General features: G+C 50.0%; 25 protein-coding genes. 5 read left to right on the top strand and 20 right to left on the bottom strand.

Annotation, left to right across the window (positions count from 1 at the left end; all coding sequences use genetic code 11):
* The 14 genes from INT21_RS09845 to argC form a co-directional block, all read right to left on the bottom strand.
* On the bottom strand, nt 1-534 hold the full coding sequence (locus INT21_RS09845) for a F0F1 ATP synthase subunit delta (RefSeq protein WP_089040143.1): 534 nt from the start codon (nt 532-534) through the stop codon (nt 1-3).
* An 11-nt stretch (nt 535-545) separates the two neighbouring features.
* Complete coding sequence (locus tag INT21_RS09840) at nt 546-1016, bottom strand: F0F1 ATP synthase subunit B (protein ID WP_038479857.1); 471 nt, start codon at nt 1014-1016, stop codon at nt 546-548.
* A gap of 78 nt (nt 1017-1094) precedes the next feature.
* On the bottom strand, nt 1095-1322 hold the full coding sequence (gene atpE / locus INT21_RS09835; protein WP_038479860.1) for a F0F1 ATP synthase subunit C: 228 nt from the start codon (nt 1320-1322) through the stop codon (nt 1095-1097).
* Nucleotides 1323-1402: 80 nt separating this feature from the next.
* On the bottom strand, nt 1403-2230 hold the full coding sequence (atpB, locus tag INT21_RS09830; RefSeq protein ID WP_089040967.1) for a F0F1 ATP synthase subunit A: 828 nt from the start codon (nt 2228-2230) through the stop codon (nt 1403-1405).
* Between the two features lie 12 nt (nt 2231-2242).
* Nucleotides 2243-2638, bottom strand: coding sequence for an ATP synthase subunit I (locus INT21_RS09825; protein ID WP_193085110.1), 396 nt, complete (start codon nt 2636-2638; stop codon nt 2243-2245).
* 216 nt (nt 2639-2854) lie between these two features.
* On the bottom strand, nt 2855-3787 hold the full coding sequence (locus tag INT21_RS09820) for a ParB/RepB/Spo0J family partition protein (RefSeq protein ID WP_095603363.1): 933 nt from the start codon (nt 3785-3787) through the stop codon (nt 2855-2857).
* A 24-nt stretch (nt 3788-3811) separates the two neighbouring features.
* Nucleotides 3812-4579: a ParA family protein gene (locus INT21_RS09815; protein ID WP_193060558.1), complete on the bottom strand. Its 768-nt coding sequence runs from the start codon at nt 4577-4579 to the stop codon at nt 3812-3814.
* Complete coding sequence (rsmG, locus tag INT21_RS09810; protein WP_193085109.1) at nt 4579-5244, bottom strand: 16S rRNA (guanine(527)-N(7))-methyltransferase RsmG; 666 nt, start codon at nt 5242-5244, stop codon at nt 4579-4581. Before rsmG ends, INT21_RS09815 begins: the two co-directional genes overlap by 1 nt.
* Nucleotides 5241-7145: a tRNA uridine-5-carboxymethylaminomethyl(34) synthesis enzyme MnmG gene (gene mnmG, locus INT21_RS09805; RefSeq protein WP_193085108.1), complete on the bottom strand. Its 1905-nt coding sequence runs from the start codon at nt 7143-7145 to the stop codon at nt 5241-5243. The genes rsmG and mnmG overlap by 4 nt, the downstream gene beginning before the upstream one ends.
* Nucleotides 7146-7709: 564 nt before the next feature.
* The gene (locus INT21_RS09800) at nt 7710-8468 is read right to left on the bottom strand and encodes an amino acid ABC transporter ATP-binding protein (RefSeq protein WP_038479881.1); all 759 of its coding nucleotides are present in this window, start codon (nt 8466-8468) and stop codon (nt 7710-7712) included.
* A 10-nt stretch (nt 8469-8478) separates the two neighbouring features.
* Entirely contained in the window at nt 8479-9150 is a 672-nt protein-coding gene (locus tag INT21_RS09795) for an amino acid ABC transporter permease (protein ID WP_038479884.1), read from the bottom strand.
* Between the two features lie 98 nt (nt 9151-9248).
* Nucleotides 9249-10019, bottom strand: coding sequence for a transporter substrate-binding domain-containing protein (locus tag INT21_RS09790; protein WP_038479887.1), 771 nt, complete (start codon nt 10017-10019; stop codon nt 9249-9251).
* Nucleotides 10020-10168: 149 nt separating this feature from the next.
* Nucleotides 10169-10522 (bottom strand): iron-sulfur cluster insertion protein ErpA, encoded by a 354-nt coding sequence (gene erpA, locus INT21_RS09785; protein ID WP_038479889.1) that lies wholly within the window; start codon nt 10520-10522, stop codon nt 10169-10171.
* A 215-nt stretch (nt 10523-10737) separates the two neighbouring features.
* Nucleotides 10738-11772 carry an N-acetyl-gamma-glutamyl-phosphate reductase gene (gene argC / locus INT21_RS09780; protein WP_193067699.1) on the bottom strand — a complete coding sequence of 345 codons (1035 nt, stop codon included), beginning with the start codon at nt 11770-11772 and terminating at the stop codon, nt 10738-10740.
* A gap of 198 nt (nt 11773-11970) precedes the next feature.
* Here argC and INT21_RS09775 point away from each other — a divergent pair, with 198 nt between their 5' ends.
* From INT21_RS09775 to INT21_RS09755, 5 genes are all read left to right on the top strand, one after another.
* On the top strand, nt 11971-13761 hold the full coding sequence (locus INT21_RS09775) for a chloride channel protein (protein ID WP_193085107.1): 1791 nt from the start codon (nt 11971-11973) through the stop codon (nt 13759-13761).
* Nucleotides 13762-13783: 22 nt separating this feature from the next.
* Nucleotides 13784-14215: a protoporphyrinogen oxidase HemJ gene (gene hemJ / locus INT21_RS09770; RefSeq protein ID WP_038479899.1), complete on the top strand. Its 432-nt coding sequence runs from the start codon at nt 13784-13786 to the stop codon at nt 14213-14215.
* The gene (thiD, locus tag INT21_RS09765) at nt 14215-15024 is read left to right on the top strand and encodes a hydroxymethylpyrimidine/phosphomethylpyrimidine kinase (RefSeq protein WP_193085106.1); all 810 of its coding nucleotides are present in this window, start codon (nt 14215-14217) and stop codon (nt 15022-15024) included. The genes hemJ and thiD overlap by 1 nt, the downstream gene beginning before the upstream one ends.
* A 36-nt stretch (nt 15025-15060) precedes the next feature.
* Complete coding sequence (gene hemL, locus INT21_RS09760; RefSeq protein ID WP_193085105.1) at nt 15061-16341, top strand: glutamate-1-semialdehyde 2,1-aminomutase; 1281 nt, start codon at nt 15061-15063, stop codon at nt 16339-16341.
* A gap of 73 nt (nt 16342-16414) precedes the next feature.
* Nucleotides 16415-16795 (top strand): hypothetical protein, encoded by a 381-nt coding sequence (locus INT21_RS09755; RefSeq protein ID WP_226916919.1) that lies wholly within the window; start codon nt 16415-16417, stop codon nt 16793-16795.
* Nucleotides 16796-16868: 73 nt separating this feature from the next.
* On the opposite strand, the gene INT21_RS09750 is transcribed toward INT21_RS09755, so the two are convergent.
* From INT21_RS09750 to INT21_RS09725, 6 genes are all read right to left on the bottom strand, one after another.
* Nucleotides 16869-17630, bottom strand: a complete 762-nt coding sequence (locus tag INT21_RS09750) for a hypothetical protein (RefSeq protein WP_193085104.1) — start codon at nt 17628-17630, stop codon at nt 16869-16871.
* A 61-nt stretch (nt 17631-17691) separates the two neighbouring features.
* Complete coding sequence (locus INT21_RS09745) at nt 17692-18240, bottom strand: hypothetical protein (protein WP_193085103.1); 549 nt, start codon at nt 18238-18240, stop codon at nt 17692-17694.
* 268 nt (nt 18241-18508) lie between these two features.
* Nucleotides 18509-19339, bottom strand: coding sequence for a CsgG/HfaB family protein (locus tag INT21_RS09740; protein ID WP_089040130.1), 831 nt, complete (start codon nt 19337-19339; stop codon nt 18509-18511).
* Nucleotides 19340-19403: 64 nt separating this feature from the next.
* Nucleotides 19404-19820, bottom strand: a complete 417-nt coding sequence (locus tag INT21_RS09735) for a curli assembly protein CsgF (protein WP_193085102.1) — start codon at nt 19818-19820, stop codon at nt 19404-19406.
* Complete coding sequence (locus tag INT21_RS09730) at nt 19820-20335, bottom strand: CsgE family curli-type amyloid fiber assembly protein (protein ID WP_089040128.1); 516 nt, start codon at nt 20333-20335, stop codon at nt 19820-19822. Before INT21_RS09730 ends, INT21_RS09735 begins: the two co-directional genes overlap by 1 nt.
* Before the next feature lie 22 nt (nt 20336-20357).
* Nucleotides 20358-21050 carry a response regulator transcription factor gene (locus INT21_RS09725; protein WP_089040127.1) on the bottom strand — a complete coding sequence of 231 codons (693 nt, stop codon included), beginning with the start codon at nt 21048-21050 and terminating at the stop codon, nt 20358-20360.
* Nucleotides 21051-21094 lie beyond the last annotated feature (44 nt).

Below are 21094 nucleotides of genomic sequence, written 5' to 3'. Positions count from 1 at the left end.
TCAAGCGGTCAGCGCTTCGGAAAGGCGGTTCAATCGACCACGTACCGAACCGTCAATAACGGTATCGCCGGCACGTAGGATGACACCACCAATAAGCGTCTTGTCCACTTGAGTAGTAATGGAGATTTCGCGATTCAGACGTTTCTTAAGCGCGTTCGCTAGCTTGGTCTGCTGTGCGGCAGTCAGCTTATAAGCTGACGTCACCGTCACATCAACACGCTGTTCATGTTCGGCACGTAAGTACTCGAACTGTTCAGCAATGAAGGGCAGTGCTAACAAACGACCTTGGTCAGCCAGGGTATCCAAAAACCGCGACAGGTCTTCCTGCTTTTCGGGCAACATATCCGAAAGCAGCGCTACCTTTTTGTCGTTTTCAAGTTTTGGACTACCCAACAGACGACGTAGATCGCTGTCAGCTACCGCAGCGCTTAAAAAACCAAGCGCTTGGGTCCAGCTATCAAGCGCCTTATGATCACGCGCGTATTCAAACGCCGCCTTAGCGTAAGGACGAGCGACGGTAAGTAATTCCGCCATGGGTCACCTCCTTACAGTTCAGCAGCAAGCTCATCAAGTAACTTGCGATGTGCTTTCTCGTCGACCGAAGCTTCTAGCACACGCTCGGCACCAATAATGGCAAGATGAGAAACTTGGGCACGAAGCTCGTCTTTTGCACGATTAACTTCTTGCTCAATTTCAGAACGTGCACTAACCATGAGGCGTTCGCCTTCGGCGCGGGCCTGTTCGCGTGCTTCTTCAACCATTTGAGCAGAGCGCTTATTGGCTTGCTCGAGGATTTGAGAAGCCTGCTCCTTGCTTTCACGCAGCGTTTGCTCTGCACGTTCTTGAGCAAGCTCAAGATCGCGAGTAGCACGGCTGGCTGCGTCTAAGCCATCAGCAATTTTCTTTTGACGCTCGTGAAGCGCGTTGCTGATCGGAGGCCACACATACTTTATGCAAAACCAGACAAAGATCGCGAAGGCGATCGTCTGCCCGATAAGCGTCATGTTGATATTCACAGGGATGTACCTCTGACAAGTTCGTGGCGACCGGAGTGAAACAAAACCGAGCGGGACTGCCGCCCGGCTAAGCTGTCATTAACCGGCAACAACGAAGATCAGGTACATCGCGATACCAACACCGATCATCGGTACAGCATCCAGCAGACCAGCCATTAGGAAGGTTTTGGTTTGAAGTTGGTCACCAAGCTCCGGCTGACGAGCCGTAGATTCGATCAATTTGCCACCGAGGATAGCGAAACCGATACCGGTGCCCAGAGCGCCTAAGCCGATCATGATGGAGGCAGCAATGTAGATTAGTTCCATGGTAATGCTCCTAGTTTTTCAAGTTAAAGGTCAAGGTTGAGGGTTGATGTTAAGGGTTAATCTCTAACAAGCAGCACGTCTTAGTGATGCTCGTGCGCAGCGCTTAAATACACCACTGACAATACGGTAAAAATGAATGCCTGAAGAACGACAATCAAGATATGGAAAATCGCCCACGGCACGTCGAGTACCCAGATCGCCCAGAACGGCAGCATAGCAATCAAGATAAAAATAACTTCACCGGCAAACATGTTGCCGAAAAGACGCATCGCCAAACTGAACGGTTTAACAAGTAGGGCAACGATTTCAAGCAGCAAATTGAAAGGAATCAAGGCCCAATGGTTGAAAGGTGTCAATGAAAGCTCTTTGGCAAAGCCACCAACGCCTTTCACCTTGAAGCTGTAGTAAAGAATCAGACCGAAAACACCCAGTGCTAGCCCCAATGTGGCATTAACATCAGTAGTCGGCACAATCTTCATGTAATCGACGCCCAGTTTACTGAACAACATTGGGAAATAGTCGACCGGGATAATTTTCAGCGTGTTCATGAACAGAATCCACACGAACAACGTTAATGCAAGCGGCGCAATAATCGGGTTATGCCCTTTAAAAGCCCCTTTGATCATATCTTCAACAAATTCAAACACCATCTCTACGGCATTTTGCAGTCCGCCTGGCACGCCAGTGGTTGCCATTTTACCCGCTTTACGGAAAAGCCAGATAAACAACAAACCCATCGCAATGGACCAGCCCATGGTATCCAGATGGATAGCCCAAAAGCCCATCTCACTCGCTTCTTCTGCCGAATGTGCCAGCGACCAACCATTTTCTGGATGCTTGCCAAAGGTTAGGTTCTGCAAGTGGTGCTGGATATAGTAAGTCGTTGAGACTTCGTTTCCTGCGGCCATAGACATGTCACCTCAATTAGTTGTGCGATTCCCAAGCATTAGCCATGGTGCTAACCAATGCGTCAGAACAATCGCAACATAAGCGCAAAAAAAGAAAGCGGGGTTTGAGGGGGGCACTACAACGAACACCAATGAAAAAAGTGCCACCGTCAAACCAAACTTGCCTGCTTCGGCGCGAAATAGGTCCATTGCGCGCGGAGCGCGATGCCTTGTTCGAAAAATCCCCATTCGCTGTATAAAAAAAATGTGCGGCAACAGCGCCACTAATGCTCCTGTAGCTACCGACAATACGCCTGCCAGATGAGCAACAGGGAAAGCCAATAGCATACCGACTAACGTCATTAGCAGCTGAATTGCTGTCAGCCTGAAGAAGTAAGCTTTTCGCCGTTGGGTCTCAAGTCGCTGCATAATTCTTCAGATAGATCTTCAGCACATGATTCCCCAGCACAATAAATGAGTCACGCTTACAACTTGTTGCTCAATAAATCATCCGTCACCTGCACAAATCTTGCGCGATTATAGGGAAGCGCTATCATACCTTCAACCGAAGTTGCGCCGATTTTGCGCGATTCAGTGTCGACTTGCGACCAAAGGGTTAAAATAAGCGCCTATTTAGTAAGCCTGCTATTTAATATGCGCTAGGATCCCATCGAGCTCTTCAAGACTGGTATAACGAATTGTCACTTTCCCCTTCCCTTTTTGCCCGTGGTCAATAGAGACGGGCGCGCCAAGTAATTCCCCCAGATGTGTTTCAAGTCGTGCAACATCCGGTGTTTTGGCAGTGCGCGGCGGTGTCTGGGCAGGCGTCTGGTTAGCTTGTACTTTTTTAACCAACGCTTCTGTGTCACGAACGGTTAAATCATTATTGACCACTTCATGAGCAATTTGGCGTTGCTGGGTACTGGTAAGCGATAGCAGGGCTCGCGCATGTCCCATATCTAAATCGCCACGTTCCAGCAGTGTTTGCACTTCAGGGTCTAACGCTAACAAGCGCAATAAATTGGCGACTTGAGTGCGTGATTTACCAACTGCATCAGCAATTTGCTGCTGGGTAAGTTCAAACTCATCGCCAAGGCGCTTTAAGGCAAGTGCTTCTTCAATGGCATTAAGGTTTTCGCGCTGAATATTTTCAATCAGCGCCAGAGCAAGTGCTACTTCATCACTGACATCGCGAATAACGGCGGGAATAACATCTAATTCAGCCAACTGCGCAGCACGCCAGCGGCGTTCACCCGCGATAATTTCATAGCGGTTTTCACCCACTGGGCGAACCACAATAGGCTGCATCACCCCTTGTGCACGAATGGAATCGGCAAGCTCTTCCAATGCTTCTGGCTGAATATCCCGACGCGGCTGATATTTACCACGGGTAAGTTGGCCAAGAGGTAACCGTTCTAGCCGTTCAGCCGCCGCTTCTTCCGTTGGTGCTGCAGGCAACAGTGACGTGTCTGCACTATCCAGCGTCACGCCACCGGTAAGATCTAAACTGTCACGACGACGGGCGCCCGCACCAATCAGGGCATCCAGGCCACGTCCTAGCGCGCGTTTACGCGTCATTCGCTTCCCCTCGTACTTTTTACGTTACAGCGATAGCCGCCGAATCATCTCTTTTGCAAGCACACGATAAGCCTGGCTACCCCGCGAAAAACGTGCGTATTGAGTAACAGGTAAGCCATGGCTTGGTGCTTCAGCAACCTTCACATTGCGCGGAATGGTTGTTTTTAACAGCGCATCGCCAAAAAAATCTCTCAGCTGTTTGTCGACTTCACGCGTCAAACTGGTGCGCTTGTCGTACATAGTACGCAGAATGCCAGAAACGGCTAGATCAGGATTAACGCTCTGTTTAATCTGCTCAACAGTATCCAGCAGCGCTGATAGCCCTTCCAATGCGTAAAATTCACACTGCAATGGAATAAGCACACCATTGGCGGCTGTCAACGCATTCACGGTAAGCATATTCAGCGATGGCGGGCAGTCAATGAGGACGACATCATAGTCATCTGCCACCGTCTGCAGTGCTAACGACAAACGACTTTGCCGCTGGTCACTATCGAGCAGCTCTACTTCAGCGGCTGTTAAGTCGCCATTACCTGGTAGGACGTCGTATTTCACTGGAAGCCCGCGAACAATGGCATCGCTTGCGGTTGTTTCTCCCAGCAACACATCAAGTACACTTTTTTCGAGTGCGTACTTGTCGATGCCACTGCCCATGCTGGCATGCCCTTGTGGGTCTAAGTCTACCAGCAAGATACGACGATCAAGTGCTGCCAAACTGGCGGCGAGATTAACGGCTGAAGTGGACTTGCCCACACCGCCTTTTTGGTTGGTCAGGGCAATGATCTGGCTCACTACTCAACTCCTTTTGGGGTCAGAATCAACAGCTGCCGCTCGGCCGTCTCGAAGGGTACACGCAGTAGGTGACGCGCCTGGAGCTCAACATAGTCAGGCAACTCCCGCAGTTCATCATCAGCGCCAGGGCCTTTCATAGCAAGCCACTGCCCATGAGCTGCCGGTAGCGCTCGGGTTAGCGAGATAAAGTCTACCAAGCTGGCAAAGGCTCGGGAAATCACTTGATCAAACGTCTGGCCATTGAATTGCTCGACACGCGCTTGGGTTGGCGTGACGTTGGTCAACGCTAACTCCATCACTGCTTGACGTTGAAAGCGAACTTTTTTGCCATTGCTATCGAGTAGCGTTACCTGCAGTTCAGGCTTCATGATAGCAAGCACAAGGCCGGGCAAACCGGGGCCAGCGCCTACATCAAGTATCTGTGGCCCATGAACATAAGGTGCGACAGCAGCACTATCCAACACGTGCCGTGAGACCATCTCTTCAACATCGCGTACAGCGGTGAGGTTATAAGCCTGATTCCACTTGTGCAACAGCGCGAGCAAGCCTAGCAGCTGTTCGCGCTGTTGGAGGGTTACAGTGGCTCCTAGTGCTGCTAATCCTTCTTCTAACCGAGGGGCAACGGTTTCAGGCAAGCTGTTAATCAACGGCGTTAATTGACTCATCCGTTAACGACCTCGGTAGTACTGACTAAGCGACGTTTTTTCAAATGTATTAGCAAAATAGAGACCGCTGCTGGGGTCACGCCTGAAATTCTAGCCGCCTGCGCCAGGGTTTCGGGACGCGTTTCACTAAGCTTTTGACGGATCTCATTGGATAGTCCTTCTACCCGTTGATAATCCAGCTCGGCTGGCAGCGGTGTTGCTTCATGGCGCTTGAGCTTATCGATCTCATCCTGTTGACGGTCGATATAACCCTGGTATTTCGCTTGAATTTGTACTTGCTCGGCAACCGCGTCATCGTCAACACCACCGCTTTCGATGCCAGGCAGCGATGTAATATCTGCATAGCTAAGCTCTGGGCGCTTTAGCAAGTCACTTAAACAGTATTCTCGAGGAAGCGGTCTACCGGTTTTTTCAGCAATTTTCGCGGCGGCTGGTGTATTGGGCTGCACCCAAACAGTTGCTAAGCGTGCTGTTTCACGCTCGATGGCTTCGCGTTTCTGGCTAAACAACGCCCAACGTTTGTCATCGACTAAGCCAAGCTCACGCCCTTTTTCCGTTAAACGTAGATCAGCATTGTCTTCGCGTAGCAGCAGACGGTATTCCGCACGCGAGGTAAACATGCGGTAGGGCTCTTTGGTGCCCATAGTAATCAGGTCATCCACCAACACACCGAGATAAGCTTCATCACGGCGAGGATGCCACGCCTCTAACTGTTTGGCGCGGCGAGCGGCATTCAAACCTGCCAGCAATCCTTGAGCTCCAGCCTCTTCGTAGCCGGTAGTACCGTTGATTTGTCCGGCGAAAAACAGGTTGTGGATAAATTTAGTTTCCAGGGAGTGTTTTAAATCCCGGGGATCAAAAAAGTCGTACTCAATAGCGTAGCCAGGCCGTGTGATATGAGCGTTTTCTAACCCTTTAATTGAGCGAACCACTTGTAGCTGAACATCGAAAGGCAACGACGTCGAGATTCCGTTGGGATAGAGCTCATGGGTATCCAACCCTTCAGGCTCGATAAATACCTGATGGCTTGATTTGTCGGCAAAGCGATGAACTTTGTCTTCAATCGATGGGCAGTATCGCGGACCAACGCCTTCGATCACACCGGAATACATAGGCGAGCGATCAAGATTCGCCATGATGATTTCATGGGTGCGCTCATTGGTGTGCGCTATGTGGCAACTCACTTGCTGTGGGTGCATCTCCCGTGAACCAAGGTATGACATGACTGGCGTTGGGGTGTCACCTGGCTGTTCTTCCAACGATGTGAAGTCAACGGTTTTGGCATCAATTCGTGGAGGCGTCCCGGTTTTTAGTCGATCGACGCGAAACGGTAGTGCGCGTAAGCGCTCAGCTAGCGCGTTGGACGGCGGGTCACCGGCGCGACCCCCGCGGCTTTGATCTAACCCAATGTGGATAACACCGCCCAAAAAGGTGCCGGTTGACAGCACAACGGACTCCGCATGGAAGCGGATGCCTGTTTCGGTCACAACGCCTCGAACGGTGTTGTTATCCACAATCAGATCGCCAGCAGCTTGCTGAAAAATGGTTAAGTTCGGCTGGTTTTCCAGCATTCCCCGAATAGCAGCTTTGTAGCGAATTCGGTCTGCTTGAGCACGTGTTGCTCGAACGGCTGGACCTTTACGAGCGTTCAATACCCGAAACTGGATGCCGCCTAAGTCCGTGGCTAGCCCCATTGCACCACCGAGTGCATCAATTTCTTTTACCAGGTGGCTTTTGCCAATCCCACCAATCGCTGGATTGCACGACATTTGGCCGAGCGTTTCGATGTTGTGGGTTAGCAATAGGGTTTGACAACCCATACGAGCAGAGGCCAATGCGGCTTCAGTTCCCGCATGGCCACCGCCGATGACAATCACGTCAAAGCGGTCGGGATAGTTCAAGAGGCACCTCGTCTTGCGCCGTTTGGCACGGATGATGTGAGTCAGTATTGGTTCACTGATTGATTAAGCCAGCCAGTATAAACCTCCTGTGGGTAACCGTCAGGTTTTTCCACACCCCAAGCTAAGCATTCATCTATTATTAATAACAAAATAAAAATATATAAGAGAAGTTCTGTTGATGTTGTAACTACTGGTGTGGACAAAATCTGTTGATAACCCAAATAAGTTAATATATTTCAGTTGCTTAAATTGTTAGTTTTTACATGATTAAACGGAGGAGTAGCTGCGTAGAAGCGGTGCTACTCCTGTGGATGAAAGTGCGGTTTATGCACAGGCATGATAGACAACGGGTTATCCACCGGCCCATACCGAGTTTGTTACCGTACCTGTGAACAAGTGTGATTGGTCGCTTAAAAAACCTGATTAGCGCTCATGGTAGGTGTCGTAGAGCAATATGATGCAGCGTGTAAAAAATAGTATCCACAGGCAAAAAAAATGGCCTGTCGCGGTGACAGGCCATTTTACGGGGCAAAAATGGGCAAAAAAATCAGATTAATTCCGACATTAATGCTTCAAAACACGTGCAAGGAAGGATTGTGTTCGCTCATGTTGTGGCGTATCGAACAGTTGCTCGGGAGGGCCTTGTTCGGCAATTTCGCCTTTATGGATAAAAATAACGCGATCTGCCACTTCACGGGCAAAGCCCATTTCATGGGTCACTATCACCATGGTCATGCCTTCTTTGGCAAGTTCACGCATGGCATCCAGCACTTCACCAATCATTTCAGGGTCAAGCGCTGATGTAGGCTCGTCAAACAGCATCAGGCGGGGTTCCATGGCTAACGCCCGGGCTAACGCCACACGCTGCTGCTGCCCACCCGAGAGCTGGCTTGGGTACTTATCTGCTTGGTCGGCAATACCAACGCGCTCTAACAGTCGTTCAGCGGTCTCTTCGGCATCTTGGCGGCTCCACCCCCGCACTTTCATGGGCGCAAGGGTAACGTTGTCGCGCACGCTCAAGTGGGGAAAAAGGTTGAACTGCTGAAACACCATGCCGACTTCAGTACGGATAGTTTGTAGCGCTTTACTGCTTTTACCGTTGGGCAGTAATTGGTTGCCATCAACATCAAGAGAGCCAGCTTGAAACTCTTCTAAGCCGTTGATACAGCGGATGAGCGTTGATTTACCAGAGCCACTGGCACCGATGATAACGACGACTTCACCAGGCACAATTTCAAGATCAACATTATTGAGTACGTGCAGGCTGCCAAAATGCTTATTGAGCTGCTGCATACGCACAATTGGCGATTGGGTAGAGGTCATTGCACGTTCCTTATTGTCCTGCGAGGCCTCTGCGCTCAATTTGGCGCAGAATCAAAGAGAGAGTCCAGGTGATGGCAAGGTACATCAGCGCCACCATGAAATAGACCTCTAGTGCGGTAAAGGTAGTGGCAATATAAATTTGCCCTTGGCGGACTAATTCACCGACCCCGATAACAGAAAATAGCGAGGTATCTTTGATACTGATGATGCCCTGGTTACCCAGTGGAGGAATCATGCGCCGTAGGGCTTGGGGCCAAATTACGTAGCGAAAAGATTGAGTTCGAGACAAGCCTAGCGAAAGTGATGCTTCTCGCTGGCCACGTTCGATAGACTGCACGCCGCCTCGTACAATTTCAGAGATATAAGCCCCTGAATTAATGGCGATCGCGGCAATGCCGGCAACGAGTGCGTTGATCGGGCCTCCCAGCAATTGGGGTAAGCCATAAAAGATAAACAGAACCTGCACTAAAATGGGCGTGCCGCGAAACACTTCGACGTATAAAACTGCTGGCCAGCGCAGCCAACGTACTGGGCTAATACGCAATAAACCAAAGAATATGCCAATAAAGAAGCCGATCGCTAGGCCGCCGAATGATATAAGCAGCGTCCAAGGAATACCTGGTAACAGATAAGGGATCGACCCAAATGCGGCCGACCAATCAAACTGAAAGTTAACGTCCACGCGTTATCTCCAGAAAAATAAACAACGACACAGGGCCGGGGGTATAGCCGCCCGGCCCTGAGATGAAAAGCGCTCGTTAGTGATAGCGAACAGCGATGTTATTCAGCGCTGGGGGCTTCACCAAACCACTTTGTGTAGATTTCATCATAGGTGCCGTCTTCGCGCATGGAAGCAAGTGCTTCGTTGGTAGGCTCTACCCACTCGCTGCCTTTATGGAAAACGATACCGTACTGCTGGCCTTCATACAGCGGGCCAACCACTTTGGTACGGCCTTCGCCGCGGGTTTGTGAGAAGTAGGCAACGTTAGGGGCGTCGTACAGCACGGCATCAACGTTGCGCCCTAACAGCGCCATGTACATATCGGCGGTGCCTGGATAGGGAGTAATGTCGGCATCTTCACCGAGTTCCTGTTGAAGGAAGTCATAGCTGGTAGAGCCGATTTTGGTGGCAATGGTGAGACCCGCTAGGTCCTCAAGCGAAGAGACCTCTTCGTTGTCGGCGCGCACGATAATTTGCAGACCTGAGTCATAGTAGGGAGCGGAGAAGTCGACAACTTCGGCACGCTCATCTGTAATGGTGATGCCTGCAAGGGCGATTTCCTGGCTGCCGGTTTGGACGGCGGGAATGATGCCAGAGAATTCCATCGTGGTGAGGTTAACCTCAAAGCCTGCACGTTCGGCGACTGCGTTGATGATATCCATATCGAAACCGATCATTTCGCCAGTTTCTGGATCCATCATTTCAAACGGTACAAAGCTTGGGTCAGTGGCCACATTGACAGTAGGCGTTTGTGCAAACGCGACAGTGGTACTGCCTAAGCCCAGTGCAAGGGCGGTAGCAATGACAGATTTTTTTAGTAGGTAATTCATTCGTTTCCCCGTGTTTTATTTGGTTAGCGACGCGATTTAAAGAAGATTTACGCTTATAAATTCCGTCTGCAACCGTTATTGACCTTTTAACCTTGGCGAGAAACCACCAAGGCGTCAAGTCACGGGGAGGGGGTTGTTACCAACGTTGGTTAGACCATGAAGGAAGCTCCACAGCCACAGGTGGTCGTAGCGTTGGGGTTTTGAACACGAAAACGGGCACCTGCTAACCCTTCTTCATAGTCAATGGTTGAACCCACCAAGTATTGGTAGGAGAGAGGATCGACGACGAGGATCGCATCGCCAAATTCAATTAACGTGTCGTCTTCGGCCACGTTTTCAGCAAAATCAAACCCATACTGGAACCCCGAGCAGCCACCACCGGTGACATAAACGCGGAGTTTCAGCGCAGGGTTAGCCTCTTCTGCTATAAGTGCTTGGATGCGTTTCCGAGCACTATCAGACAATAGTAGAGGCGTTGGAACAAAAGCTTCTGCACCGCTCATGGGTACCTCCCGCGAGCTTTAAGAACGAATAATCGGCATCGGAGTGTGATTATGGGTAATTCCCAGCAAAATGGTCAACTATTGTGTTGGGGTATCAAGCAGAGGGTAGCTCGCCGAGGAGGCGCTTTGAATCCTTCCTTGGACGCTACATTTGCCTTCCCTGGCAAATGACCTCCTCTTTGAGCTGCCCTCTGCATGCTGGTATTTGGTGTGATTCAAGGCATCAACGCTGGGGCGTTGAGGCCCATATTTTCGTCAAAGCCAAACATGAGGTTGAGGTTTTGAATCGCTTGGCCTGATGCGCCTTTAACGAGGTTATCAATGACCGAGAGCACGACTACGGTATTGCCATTACCAGGACGGTGAACAGCGATACGGCAGGTATTGTTGCCTTTGACGCTGCGAGTTTCCGGATGGCTGCCTGCAGGCATGACGTCAACAAACGGCTCGTGAGCGTAACGCTGCTCAAAGAGTGCCTGTAAATCGCCCGGCTCTTCAGTCAGGGTACTATAGAGCGTGGCATGAATGCCGCGGATCATCGGCGTTAAGTGCGGCACAAAGGTAAGCCCTACGGCGTTTGACTGCATATCGCTCAAGCCTTGACGAATTTCAGGCAAATGGCGATGTCCGGACGCACCGTAGGCTTTCATCGATTCGCTGGCCTCGGCTAGCAGCGAGGCAACTTTGGCACCACGGCCTGCGCCGGTAACGCCTGATTTGCAGTCAGCGATTAACTGGCTTGCGTCAATCAAACCAGCTTCCAAAAGCGGCAGATAGCCGAGTTGAACAGCCGTTGGGTAGCATCCTGGTACGGCAATTAAGCGGGCCTTTTTGATTTTCTCACGATGCATTTCTGGCAGGCCATACACGGCTTCTTTTAGCAGTTCCGGGGCGCCATGGGGCTGGTCGTACCACTGGCTCCATTCGGCGGCGTCGCGCAGCCGGAAATCCGCAGATAAGTCGATTACTCGCGTGCCATTGTCGAGCAGTTCGCCTGCTAGTGCATGGGCGACCCCGTGGGGTGTCGCAAAGAACACCGCATCCAGTGCACCCAGTTTCTTGGCGTCTGGCTCGCTAAACGTGAGGGCGTCATAGTGGCCGCGCAGGTTGGGATACATATCGCATACCTTCACGCCTGCTTCCGAGCGCGAGGTAATGGCTTCTACGCTTACCTGAGGATGCTGGGCAAGTAACCGTAACAGCTCAACGCCGGTATAGCCGGTACCGCCCACAATGCCAACCTTAATCACAAACCACTCCTTGCGCATTACGCACAGTCAGACCCAACAATAATTAACAGCCTAATGAGATACCTCAGGCTGTTGAACTGTAGCTAGCTATGATACACAAGAGAGCAGGCGCGTAAGAGCGCTATAGGGAAACAGGCATATGTTCACTAACGCGAACATGATGCGTAAAAGCGAATAATAGGCGCAAGGACGGACGTTGTGGCACGTTTTTCCCGGTCAGATTTCACCTTGGAAAGTTTTCGTCGCCAGCTGGCGAATGTTGATGCCCTGCCTCAGCTGTGTGTGCTGGGGTTAGTGTCTGGGGTGATCACAGGCGCGGTGATGGTGGCTTTTCGCTTATTGCTAGAGGTAGGTGCTGCCCTTTATATGCCTGAGGGCAATCCTGAGGCCTTTGAAGGGCTCGCGCCATGGCTTCGTGCGCTGCTGCCGATAATTGCCGTGACGCTGATTGGCACGCTGCTCTATCGGCAAAAGGCCGCTGCCCGTAAGTTAGGTGTTGGCCATGTTATTGAGCGTCTCACCTATCATCAGGGACGTTTCCCTATGCGCAACTGGCTTAACCAGTGGTGGGTGGGCGTTGTGTCTGTGCTGGGTGGCCTCTCCGCAGGACGTGAAGGCCCTGCCATTCATCTGGGCGCAGCGGCCTCCAGTGGTCTAGGTCTCAAGCTTCGCTTGCCCAATAACAGTTTACGGGTGCTAGTTGCTTGCGGTACGGCGGCAGGTATATCTGCATCATTTAATACGCCAATCGCAGGGGTGATTTTCGCCATGGAAGTGGTGATGATGGAATACACCCTGATGAGCTTTATGCCGGTGATACTCGCCTCTACCATGGGGGCTCTGGTCGCTCAATTGGTGTATGGCAACGAACCGGCGTTTCGCATTCCTGAAGTTGCCCTAGGTTCGTTAATGAATGTGCCTTGGGTGGTCATTATTGGTTTGGTGATTGGCCTATTAGCGAGCGTATTTATTCATCTTTCGCGTAGCCAGTACTTACAGCAGTGGCCACTATGGCTTAGGTTAGGTGCCGTCGGGGTGATAACGGGCGCTGTTGCGTGGTGGTTTCCTGAAGTACAAGGCATTGGTTACGACAGCGTTGCGGCTATGTTGAATAATCAGCTGGCCATTACTGTGTTGTTGGCGTTGATGATTGCTAAGTTATTGATTACTGCCATTACCGTGGCAGGTGGTGTACCAATCGGCATTATTGGCCCCATCTTGGTGGTAGGCGCTGCTACTGGTGCCCTAGGGGGAATGCTGGGCGGTTGGGTATGGCCAGATAAAGCGGCAGACCCCGGCATTTATGCCATGCTGGGCATGGCGGCAATGATGGGCGCGGTATTGCAAGCACCGCTTGCCGCTTTGATGGCGTTGCTTGAACTAACGCATTCGCCGCATATCATGTTGCCTGGCATGCTCGTTGTGGTGGTTGCCTGCCTAACATCTCGTCAGCTTACCGGTTGTGAGGGCTTTTTTATTAGCACGGTGCGCTACGGCTTGCATCCGTTACAGCAGCCTTTAATGCAGGCGCTTTCGCGAGTATCGGTGCCAGCGGTAATGGAGCGCCACTTAGTACGCACAGATCGAATGATTACGCCTGATCAGGCACGGCGTCTGTTGGAAACGAATCCCGTGTGGCTAGTGATTGAGCGCTCCAGTGCAGAAAAACCAGTGCTGGCGCTTAAAGCCGCAGAGCTTGCGCGTTGGTTACTGGAGCATGATGAAGCGCTGCAAGACGAAGCCCCACCAGAAGACGAGTTCATTGATTTGCTTGAGATCCCTGGGCAGCGGCTTGAAATGGCACCTATCGGATTACAAGCAACGCTATCGGAAGCGTTTCTAAAACTTCAGGACAATGCGCTAGGCGCACTCTATGTCGTGCATGGTTATCGGCCAAAGCAGCAGCGAATTTCAGGTATCATTACGCGTGGCGCTATCGAACGTTATTATCACTACACTGACCCCCGCGGTGCTGATTCCCAGCAATGAGCCCAACGCCTAAGGAGAGACCATGTATTTATGGGTAAAGGCCATTCATTTGATGGCGGTTGTTACCTGGTTTGCCGCGTTATTTTATTTACCGCGACTGTATGTTTACCACGCCATGGCGCGGGACACAGGCGATGAGCAAGCGATCACTTACTTTAAAACCATGGAGCGTAAGTTGTACCGTGGAATTATGACGCCATCGATGATCATTGTGCTGATCTTTGGTGGCTGGATGCTTTATCTCGTGCCCGCTTGGTTTAGCCAAGGTTGGATGCACGCTAAGCTGACGCTTGTCGCTCTGTTAATCGCTTACCACCATGTTTGCTTAATTTATTTGAAGCAGTTTGATCAAGCCCGTTGCACCAAAAGCCATGTGTTTTTCCGCTGGTTTAACGAAGCGCCCGTGATTGCGTTAATCGCGATTATTATCCTGGCGGTGGTGAAGCCCTTTTGATGCGCCATCCTCTTCCTCCCGTTGTTTTAGTGTTAGCTGGCCATGACCCCACCGGGGGGGCTGGGTTAGTGGCTGATAGCGAAGCGATAGCTGCCTGTGGTGGCTGGGCAGTCACCATTCCAACCGCACTGACCGTTCAAAATTGCCATAACGTGATACGCACCCTGCCTGCAGATCCTGCTGCAATGCGGCAAATGGCGGAAGCGTTAGGTGATATGCAAATTGTGGCTATTAAGTTGGGGCTGTTGGCTGATGAGGCGACGCTGCGTGCAGCGGAACAAATTATCCGCCGTTTTCCAGGAATCCCCGTCGTCGCAGATCCGGTATTAAAAGCAGGTGGCGGCGCTAAGTTATCCACACCCGCTTTGCAGCAACTTTATATAGATCGTTTATTACCGCTTGTGGATATAGTAACGCCCAATCGGTTTGAGCTTGCTGCACTGACGCCTGAGATAACCGACCCTTTGGATGACACGGCACGTGCTGTTGCGTTGCTGGCGCAGGGTTGCCAAGGTGTCCTTGTGACCGCCACCGACGATCCACTCCCGGGTAATACGCAACAGGTTGTGCATACGCTGCACTCTCCTGACACCACGCGCCAATGGCAGTGGCCACGCTTGCCTGAAGTATTTCACGGATCAGGCTGTACATTAGCCTCAGCGCTTGCGGCTCGTTTAGCCGTTGGTGAGCGCTTACCAACCGCCTGTGAGCAAGCTCAGCACTTTACCTGGGAGAGTTTGTCTCATGGTTATCAGCCTCCTAGCGGACAGTGTTTACCGAAACGCTTGCCACGCCCCGTACGCTTTTGATCTCATTGGCAGTAAGCCATTAATGTTGAGGATGCCATGACCACATCTGCAGAACTGTTTGACCTCGCCAGTCGTCACATTCCGGGTGGTGTTAACTCCCCTGTTCGTGCTTTTAAAGGCCTCCATCGCCCGCCTGTTTTTATGGAACGTGCTCAGGGCGCCTACTTATTCGATGTGGAAGGTAACCGCTACGTAGACTATATCGGCTCATGGGGACCGATGATCACTGGGCATGCCGATCAGGATGTACTGGCCGCCGTGCGAGCACGGTTAGATAACGGCCTCTCCTTTGGTACGCCGACCGCTGTCGAAACCACCATGGCTGATCTGATCTGTGAAATGATTCCTTCCATGGAAATGGTGCGTATGACTAGCTCGGGCACCGAAGCGACGATGTCGGCCATTCGCCTTGCGCGCGGAACAACGGGGCGCGACAAAATCGTCAAGTTTGAAGGTAACTATCACGGCCACTCGGATTCATTGCTCGTCAAAGCGGGTTCAGGTGCGTTAACCCACGGGGAACCTAGCTCGCCAGGTGTACCCGCATCACTGGCTGAGCACACCATCACGCTTTCCTATAACGATCCTGAAGGGGTGGAGGCGTGCTTTGCAGAGATCGGAGAGCAAATTGCCTGCATTATCGTGGAGCCGGTCGCGGGTAATATGAACTGCATTCCTCCCCAGCCGGGTTTCCTGGAAACGTTGCGCCGGGTGTGCAATGAATCCGGCAGTATTTTGATTTTTGATGAAGTCATGACCGGTTTTCGCGTCGCTTTAGGTGGCGCTCAGGCACATTACGGTGTAACGCCTGACCTTACCTGCTTAGGTAAAATTGTTGGTGGTGGCATGCCCGTTGGGGCGTTTGGCGGTAAACAAGAAATTATGCAGAATATCTCGCCGCTGGGGCCGGTTTACCAAGCGGGTACGCTGTCAGGTAACCCGCTGGCCATGGCTGCAGGGGTTGCTCTGCTAACCAAACTAAAGGTGCCTGGTTTCCATGATGCGCTGACTCAACGGGTGCAAACGTTGTGTACCGGCTTGCAAGAGCGTGCCAACGCTGCCCGCATACCGATGATGACCCAATCCGCAGGTGGCATGTTTGGCGTTTTCTTTACGTCGCAATCCCGTGTAGATAACTTCGCTCAAGCCACTGCTTGCAACCCCGATGCTTTCCGCCGCTTCTTTGGTGCCATGCTGGATCACGGTGTGTATCTCGCACCTTCTGCCTATGAAGCAGGCTTTATGTCGAGTGCCCATACGCCGGAAGATATTCAGCTAACGTTGGATGCTGCAGAAAAAGCCTTTGCGGTTATGTAACATTAAGTAAAGCGCCTGCTACACTTCAAGAGCCGCTCCTATCGAGCGGCTCTGTGGTTAGTGAGGTAAACACATGATGAAACGACAACTGGCTTGGCACTCTTCACGCTTTAACGGCATATTGTTAACTGCTGTTCTCACCCTTGGCCTACCGTTAACGGGGATGGCCGCACAGGAGCAGGATATGACTCAGATTCATATCACTATGGGCGGCACACCAGGCGCGGAATTCTCAGCCCAGTGGCGCATTACTCATAACGATGAAACCATTGAGCACCCCGAAACACGCGGTACAGTGCCCGCTGAATTTACCTTTGAAGGCACCACGCTTGAAGGTACGGTAAAACTGCTCAGCGAAGATGATCGTTTAGAAGTCGATATTCTTAAAGGCAGCAACCGCTCGCGTTCTGCTACCCAAGGAAAAGGCGGCACGTTAACGGTAATGGTGCGTTAAACATAAAAAACCGCCCCGAAGGGGGCGGTTTCCTGAGCTAAGTAAGTACTTACAGACGTACCTACAAAGATGCTTACCACTGAGTAGAGATAGCAGAGTTGTTGTTACCCGCCTGGAAGTGAGTTGCTGAAGCTGCGCTACCACCAACGGTGTTCTGGCGAATGGTTGACACGTTGCTGTTACCTGTCTGGAAGACATTCGCTACATGACCGTCGCCACCTTGGAAAATATAGGAGGCGCTCAGGTCTGCTTCAACCTGAAGGACATTGGCTTCATTGTCGTTGCCATCTTGATGGATAAAGCTCCAGGTTTCGTCAGTATTTAATGCTTGATAAACGTCAGCATCGTTTCCGTTACCGAACTGCTCAACAATTGAGTCGCTTTGCGCAGTGTTCAGGAATTGAGCAACATTAGAGCTGTTGTTGTCGCCTTGTTGACGTACATAGGAGTCGTTAAGGCTGCCACCATCTTGCACGACGACTGAATCATTATGATTGCCTATCTGATAAACAATCGACTCATGCTGATCGCCGCTTTGATAGACATAAGAGTTGTTGTTATTACCTTCCTGGCCAACACGTGAGTATTGCTCATCATCATACTGATCAGTTTCAGCCATGTTATTGTTACCAGTCTGGAAAATAAGCGAAGTCCGCATTGCATCACGATCAAAGCCGTTCATGCCCTCACGGATATCTTGCTGGTTAATGAAAGCAGGGTTTGAGCCTGCGTTAGCAGCAGGGTTTGTTGTAGAGTCATCAAAGTCACGCGCTTGGCTAGAGAAACTAACAGCCATTGCAACAGCAGCAGCGATAACGGTCATTTGAGTTTTCATGGTGTTTCCCCTTTTTTTCGATCGACTTGCTTTGGTTGTTTACTGAGAAGCAGCTGGCGACTCAGTAGGTATCGATAGTGACTGGTCGTGCATTGCCCGAAAGGTTTTGTTGCTGGACACTCACACCACGTAAGCCACTGCCCGATTGCGAAATTGAAACGTCACCCTTAAATCCATTTTGATAAATGTCAGCTTTAAATGAGGAACTATTACCTTGCTGATTAATAGAGGCGGTGTTGTCATCGCCTACTTGCCAAATAATTCCGGTATTATTTCCGTTACTTTGCATTATGCTTGCTTGATTACCGTTGCCGATTTGATCGATATAGGCAAAGTTAGAAAGCTGATAACTCACAGAACGTGACTGGGCAACACTTGCTTTATTATTGTTACCTTGTTGACGAATGATGCTTAGATTACTGTGTAGCGCGGCGTTATCAATGGCCGCAAACTGAGTAACTCTTGCACTTCTGTTAAATAAGTCGCTTGCATTCTCATTGGCTTGTAACACAGAAGAAAAAGTCAGCAGTGCAATGGCTATCGTTATCGCAGCACGACAACGAATTCTGTTCGCTGTAGTTGTTCTGAGCCGATAGCTATAATGTTTCATTTTTAAATCCTTTTGAAACTCAATGTGTCTTTTTGTTTCATGGATTGAGTTTGGACCATTCTGAAAATGACGCTATAGGAAGTTTTTTTAATGCTGTGGTTATATGTTTAACGTTTATAATATTTTGTGTTTACCACTTTCTTAATTACTGGTTTGTTAGTTCTCTAATTGCATTGTATTTGTTTTTTTAAATAAAAAAGGCCACTCTGTCGAGTGGCCATTGTTTTTTATAGTTTTATTTGAGTAGTGTTCCCTTGATTAATTTTTACTAAAGCATAGGTATCGATGCATTAAGATAGTCATCTAAAATGGTGTCTTGAATACTGGTTCCGGGAGCAAGATTCCATAATCGATTTTCGATGCCTCTCGCTACAAGGTGAATGACAGCAGATTCTATTGCTGACATTACCGCGAGCTGAACCGGTTCGTTTGTAGTTATACCGGCTTCGGCCTCTAATAAGCGTCTGAAATCAATAAAGCGATAAACCCCAGCTCGTAGCTCTTTTGAATAGATGGTCTTGGTGGTGGTCACGTTAGCTAATATTTCGCCTGTTGAGATTTCCACCGCACGTAAATTCACCGTCACCTGATCTACCTGGTACTGGCCTGACGCCCCAATGCCAAAATATTCGGCACCGGCTCCCCCGGTCCGTACGTTCGATTCATAAGCAATAATGCCGCCCTCTAACATCACCGACGCTGCTCTTAACGATGGCAGCGTATCGGGCTGCCCAAAACGTTCGAATTCTGCGCGAATAATACGTCGTTCAGTTAACAAGTTTTGTAACCCAACACGTTCAAGCGGTATAAACCAGCCAGAGTCAGATAGGGCTCCGGTAAGCATGGCTGCAGCCCCTTGGGTTACCGCAGTTGAAAACGTACTGGCGGGAGCTGGCCGGTATTGCCCTGTTTGGTCGCGAAAATCATACACAGAGACAAATATCTTTCCTGACGGTGGCGGAAGCGATACAAGATCCTGATAGGTAGCTCCTCTGGGCGTGAGTGTTGCTTCAGCACCTTCTAAATTTTCGGACGTTGCCACCATTCCTGCACAGCCACTCAGTAGGCTAGCGATGACAATTGAGGCGATAATTTTCATAATGATCCCCTGACAAAGCAGATAGCGTTAGTCGTTATTACTGGTTTTTTTAGCGGTTGTGTTGTTAAGGGTTAAATAAACCGCCAACGCTAATCTCTGTTACATCTCCAGTAACTTTATCCACCACACGCACAATTAGTTGTCCGCTATTGTCACTCACGACAACGCCGAACTCATCACTATCGAAGCTACCCTCACTGACTTCACCGCGGCTAACATCGGAAATGAGCTGCGATATCAATCGACTTTCTAAACTTTGTAATAAGCGCTCAGTGGATGATAATGTTTGCCCCCTACGTGCATTTGGATCTGTATTGGTATCCTGTGACTGGGCTTTACCTAACAGGTAACTACCTGTAAAAGGGTCGCCGCCAAAAGAAGGGTTAATAGGTTTATAAATTAAATCACCTGAATGCGCGTGAGCACCTATTCCCATTAACACTATGAACGTAGCGCAAGCTATTTTTCTGCAGTTTTTCATCAGAATAACTCCTCTTTTCCCAAGTCTTTATCTGAGGTAAGAGCAGATGCCAGCTGTTGCTGGAGAAGTGCCTCCTCAACGATATTTACAGCTTCTCCTGCTACGCGGTCAGCTTCGCTAATCCTGGGAGAGAGCTGTGTTCTGAAGTACATCCGGTTGCCTTCCACGATGGCAATTTGGCTGCCCCAGCGGGCATCGGGACGTTCTTGAATGGTAATCGTGGCATTACCGATAATGAGGTTATCCATTGCCCGCTGGCTGAACGCGCGATAGAAGGTCTTGCCTGCCATGGTGACGGTACGGTCGACCATGATACCGGTAAGTTCACTACCTCTACTTCGTTGTCCTTGAATTTCTGGGCCATCGGGACTTGATAGTTGGTTAATAGCGTTGACTTCTTCCTGCTCACTGGTGGCTAATGCCCGGGAAGAATTGGCTGGTTCATTGGCAAATGTATCAGTAGTTAATGCAATAAAACTGATAAAAATGACCAGTAAATAGCGACGTAAATTCATGGCTATATACCCTTTTAAAAACCTACCGATGACGTTGTAAACTGCGTGCGGTTTCTATATTAGGAAGAATTGGCCCAAGATTCTGATGGATCCAGTTAAGTGCTTGAATACGATTGTGCACGTTTATTTTTCGAAAGATGTTATAAAGATGAGACTTAACAGTGTGTTCACTTACAAACAATTTATCGGCAATTTGTTGGTTGGAGGAACCTGCACTTAATAAAGAGATAATTTCCATTTCTCTATTGGTTAATCCACAGGCTGGGCGGAACGCGTTGCTTTGATACTTGCGATAAAAAAGAATCAGTCGCGCCATTAACTCACGAGACATCCACAGCTCATCATCAAGTAACGCGTGGATACCTTTGCAAAATACCTCTAAGCTCTCATTACGATAAAATACCCCTTTCAGTTGAGCACACGAGAGAGCTTCTAGGGCATGGTCCATATCGCGAATATTGAAAGCGGCTAGAGGGATTTTTGTTAACGCTTCTGGCAGTTTCTCTTGCCAGTCTGGCAATGTCTCTACACTAATATGATCACTGTCAATTAGGATGAGCAGCTTTTCGACGGGTGAAGAGGGTATGGTGACGTCTGGCGAGTAAATGCTAATTGAGCAGTTGGTGTGATCGTGTAAATAGTCTGCAAATAGCTGTGATTGCGGACTTTTTTCGGTAATGAGATACACCAAACCTGTGGTCTTTTCCTGTGACATTGGGAAGCCCTCGTGGAAAGAAAGAGTGAGCAGGTGCTCTCAGA

The organism is Halomonas sp. 3F2F, assembly GCF_014897805.1.
In the GTDB taxonomy this organism is placed as follows: domain Bacteria; phylum Pseudomonadota; class Gammaproteobacteria; order Pseudomonadales; family Halomonadaceae; genus Vreelandella.
Note: the sequence above shows the minus strand (reverse complement) of the source record. Positions and strands in the feature narration are given on the sequence as shown.

Excerpts from the sequence above, each read along its gene's own strand:
- INT21_RS09845 (WP_089040143.1), bottom strand. The coding sequence starts at position 534 with ATGGCGGAATTACTTACCGTCGCTCGTCCTTACGCTAAGGCGGCGTTT.
- atpE (WP_038479860.1), bottom strand. The coding sequence starts at position 1,322 with ATGGAACTAATCTACATTGCTGCCTCCATCATGATCGGCTTAGGCGCT.
- atpB (WP_089040967.1), bottom strand. The coding sequence starts at position 2,230 with ATGGCCGCAGGAAACGAAGTCTCAACGACTTACTATATCCAGCACCAC.
- INT21_RS09825 (WP_193085110.1), bottom strand. The coding sequence starts at position 2,638 with ATGCAGCGACTTGAGACCCAACGGCGAAAAGCTTACTTCTTCAGGCTG.
- INT21_RS09820 (WP_095603363.1), bottom strand. The coding sequence starts at position 3,787 with ATGACGCGTAAACGCGCGCTAGGACGTGGCCTGGATGCCCTGATTGGT.
- rsmG (WP_193085109.1), bottom strand. The coding sequence starts at position 5,244 with ATGAGTCAATTAACGCCGTTGATTAACAGCTTGCCTGAAACCGTTGCC.
- INT21_RS09800 (WP_038479881.1), bottom strand. The coding sequence starts at position 8,468 with ATGACCTCTACCCAATCGCCAATTGTGCGTATGCAGCAGCTCAATAAG.
- INT21_RS09790 (WP_038479887.1), bottom strand. The coding sequence starts at position 10,019 with ATGAATTACCTACTAAAAAAATCTGTCATTGCTACCGCCCTTGCACTG.
- erpA (WP_038479889.1), bottom strand. The coding sequence starts at position 10,522 with ATGAGCGGTGCAGAAGCTTTTGTTCCAACGCCTCTACTATTGTCTGAT.
- hemJ (WP_038479899.1), top strand. The coding sequence starts at position 13,784 with ATGTATTTATGGGTAAAGGCCATTCATTTGATGGCGGTTGTTACCTGG.
- thiD (WP_193085106.1), top strand. The coding sequence starts at position 14,215 with ATGCGCCATCCTCTTCCTCCCGTTGTTTTAGTGTTAGCTGGCCATGAC.
- hemL (WP_193085105.1), top strand. The coding sequence starts at position 15,061 with ATGACCACATCTGCAGAACTGTTTGACCTCGCCAGTCGTCACATTCCG.
- INT21_RS09755 (WP_226916919.1), top strand. The coding sequence starts at position 16,415 with ATGATGAAACGACAACTGGCTTGGCACTCTTCACGCTTTAACGGCATA.
- INT21_RS09750 (WP_193085104.1), bottom strand. The coding sequence starts at position 17,630 with ATGAAAACTCAAATGACCGTTATCGCTGCTGCTGTTGCAATGGCTGTT.
- INT21_RS09745 (WP_193085103.1), bottom strand. The coding sequence starts at position 18,240 with ATGAAACATTATAGCTATCGGCTCAGAACAACTACAGCGAACAGAATT.
- INT21_RS09740 (WP_089040130.1), bottom strand. The coding sequence starts at position 19,339 with ATGAAAATTATCGCCTCAATTGTCATCGCTAGCCTACTGAGTGGCTGT.
- INT21_RS09735 (WP_193085102.1), bottom strand. The coding sequence starts at position 19,820 with ATGAAAAACTGCAGAAAAATAGCTTGCGCTACGTTCATAGTGTTAATG.
- INT21_RS09730 (WP_089040128.1), bottom strand. The coding sequence starts at position 20,335 with ATGAATTTACGTCGCTATTTACTGGTCATTTTTATCAGTTTTATTGCA.
- INT21_RS09725 (WP_089040127.1), bottom strand. The coding sequence starts at position 21,050 with ATGTCACAGGAAAAGACCACAGGTTTGGTGTATCTCATTACCGAAAAA.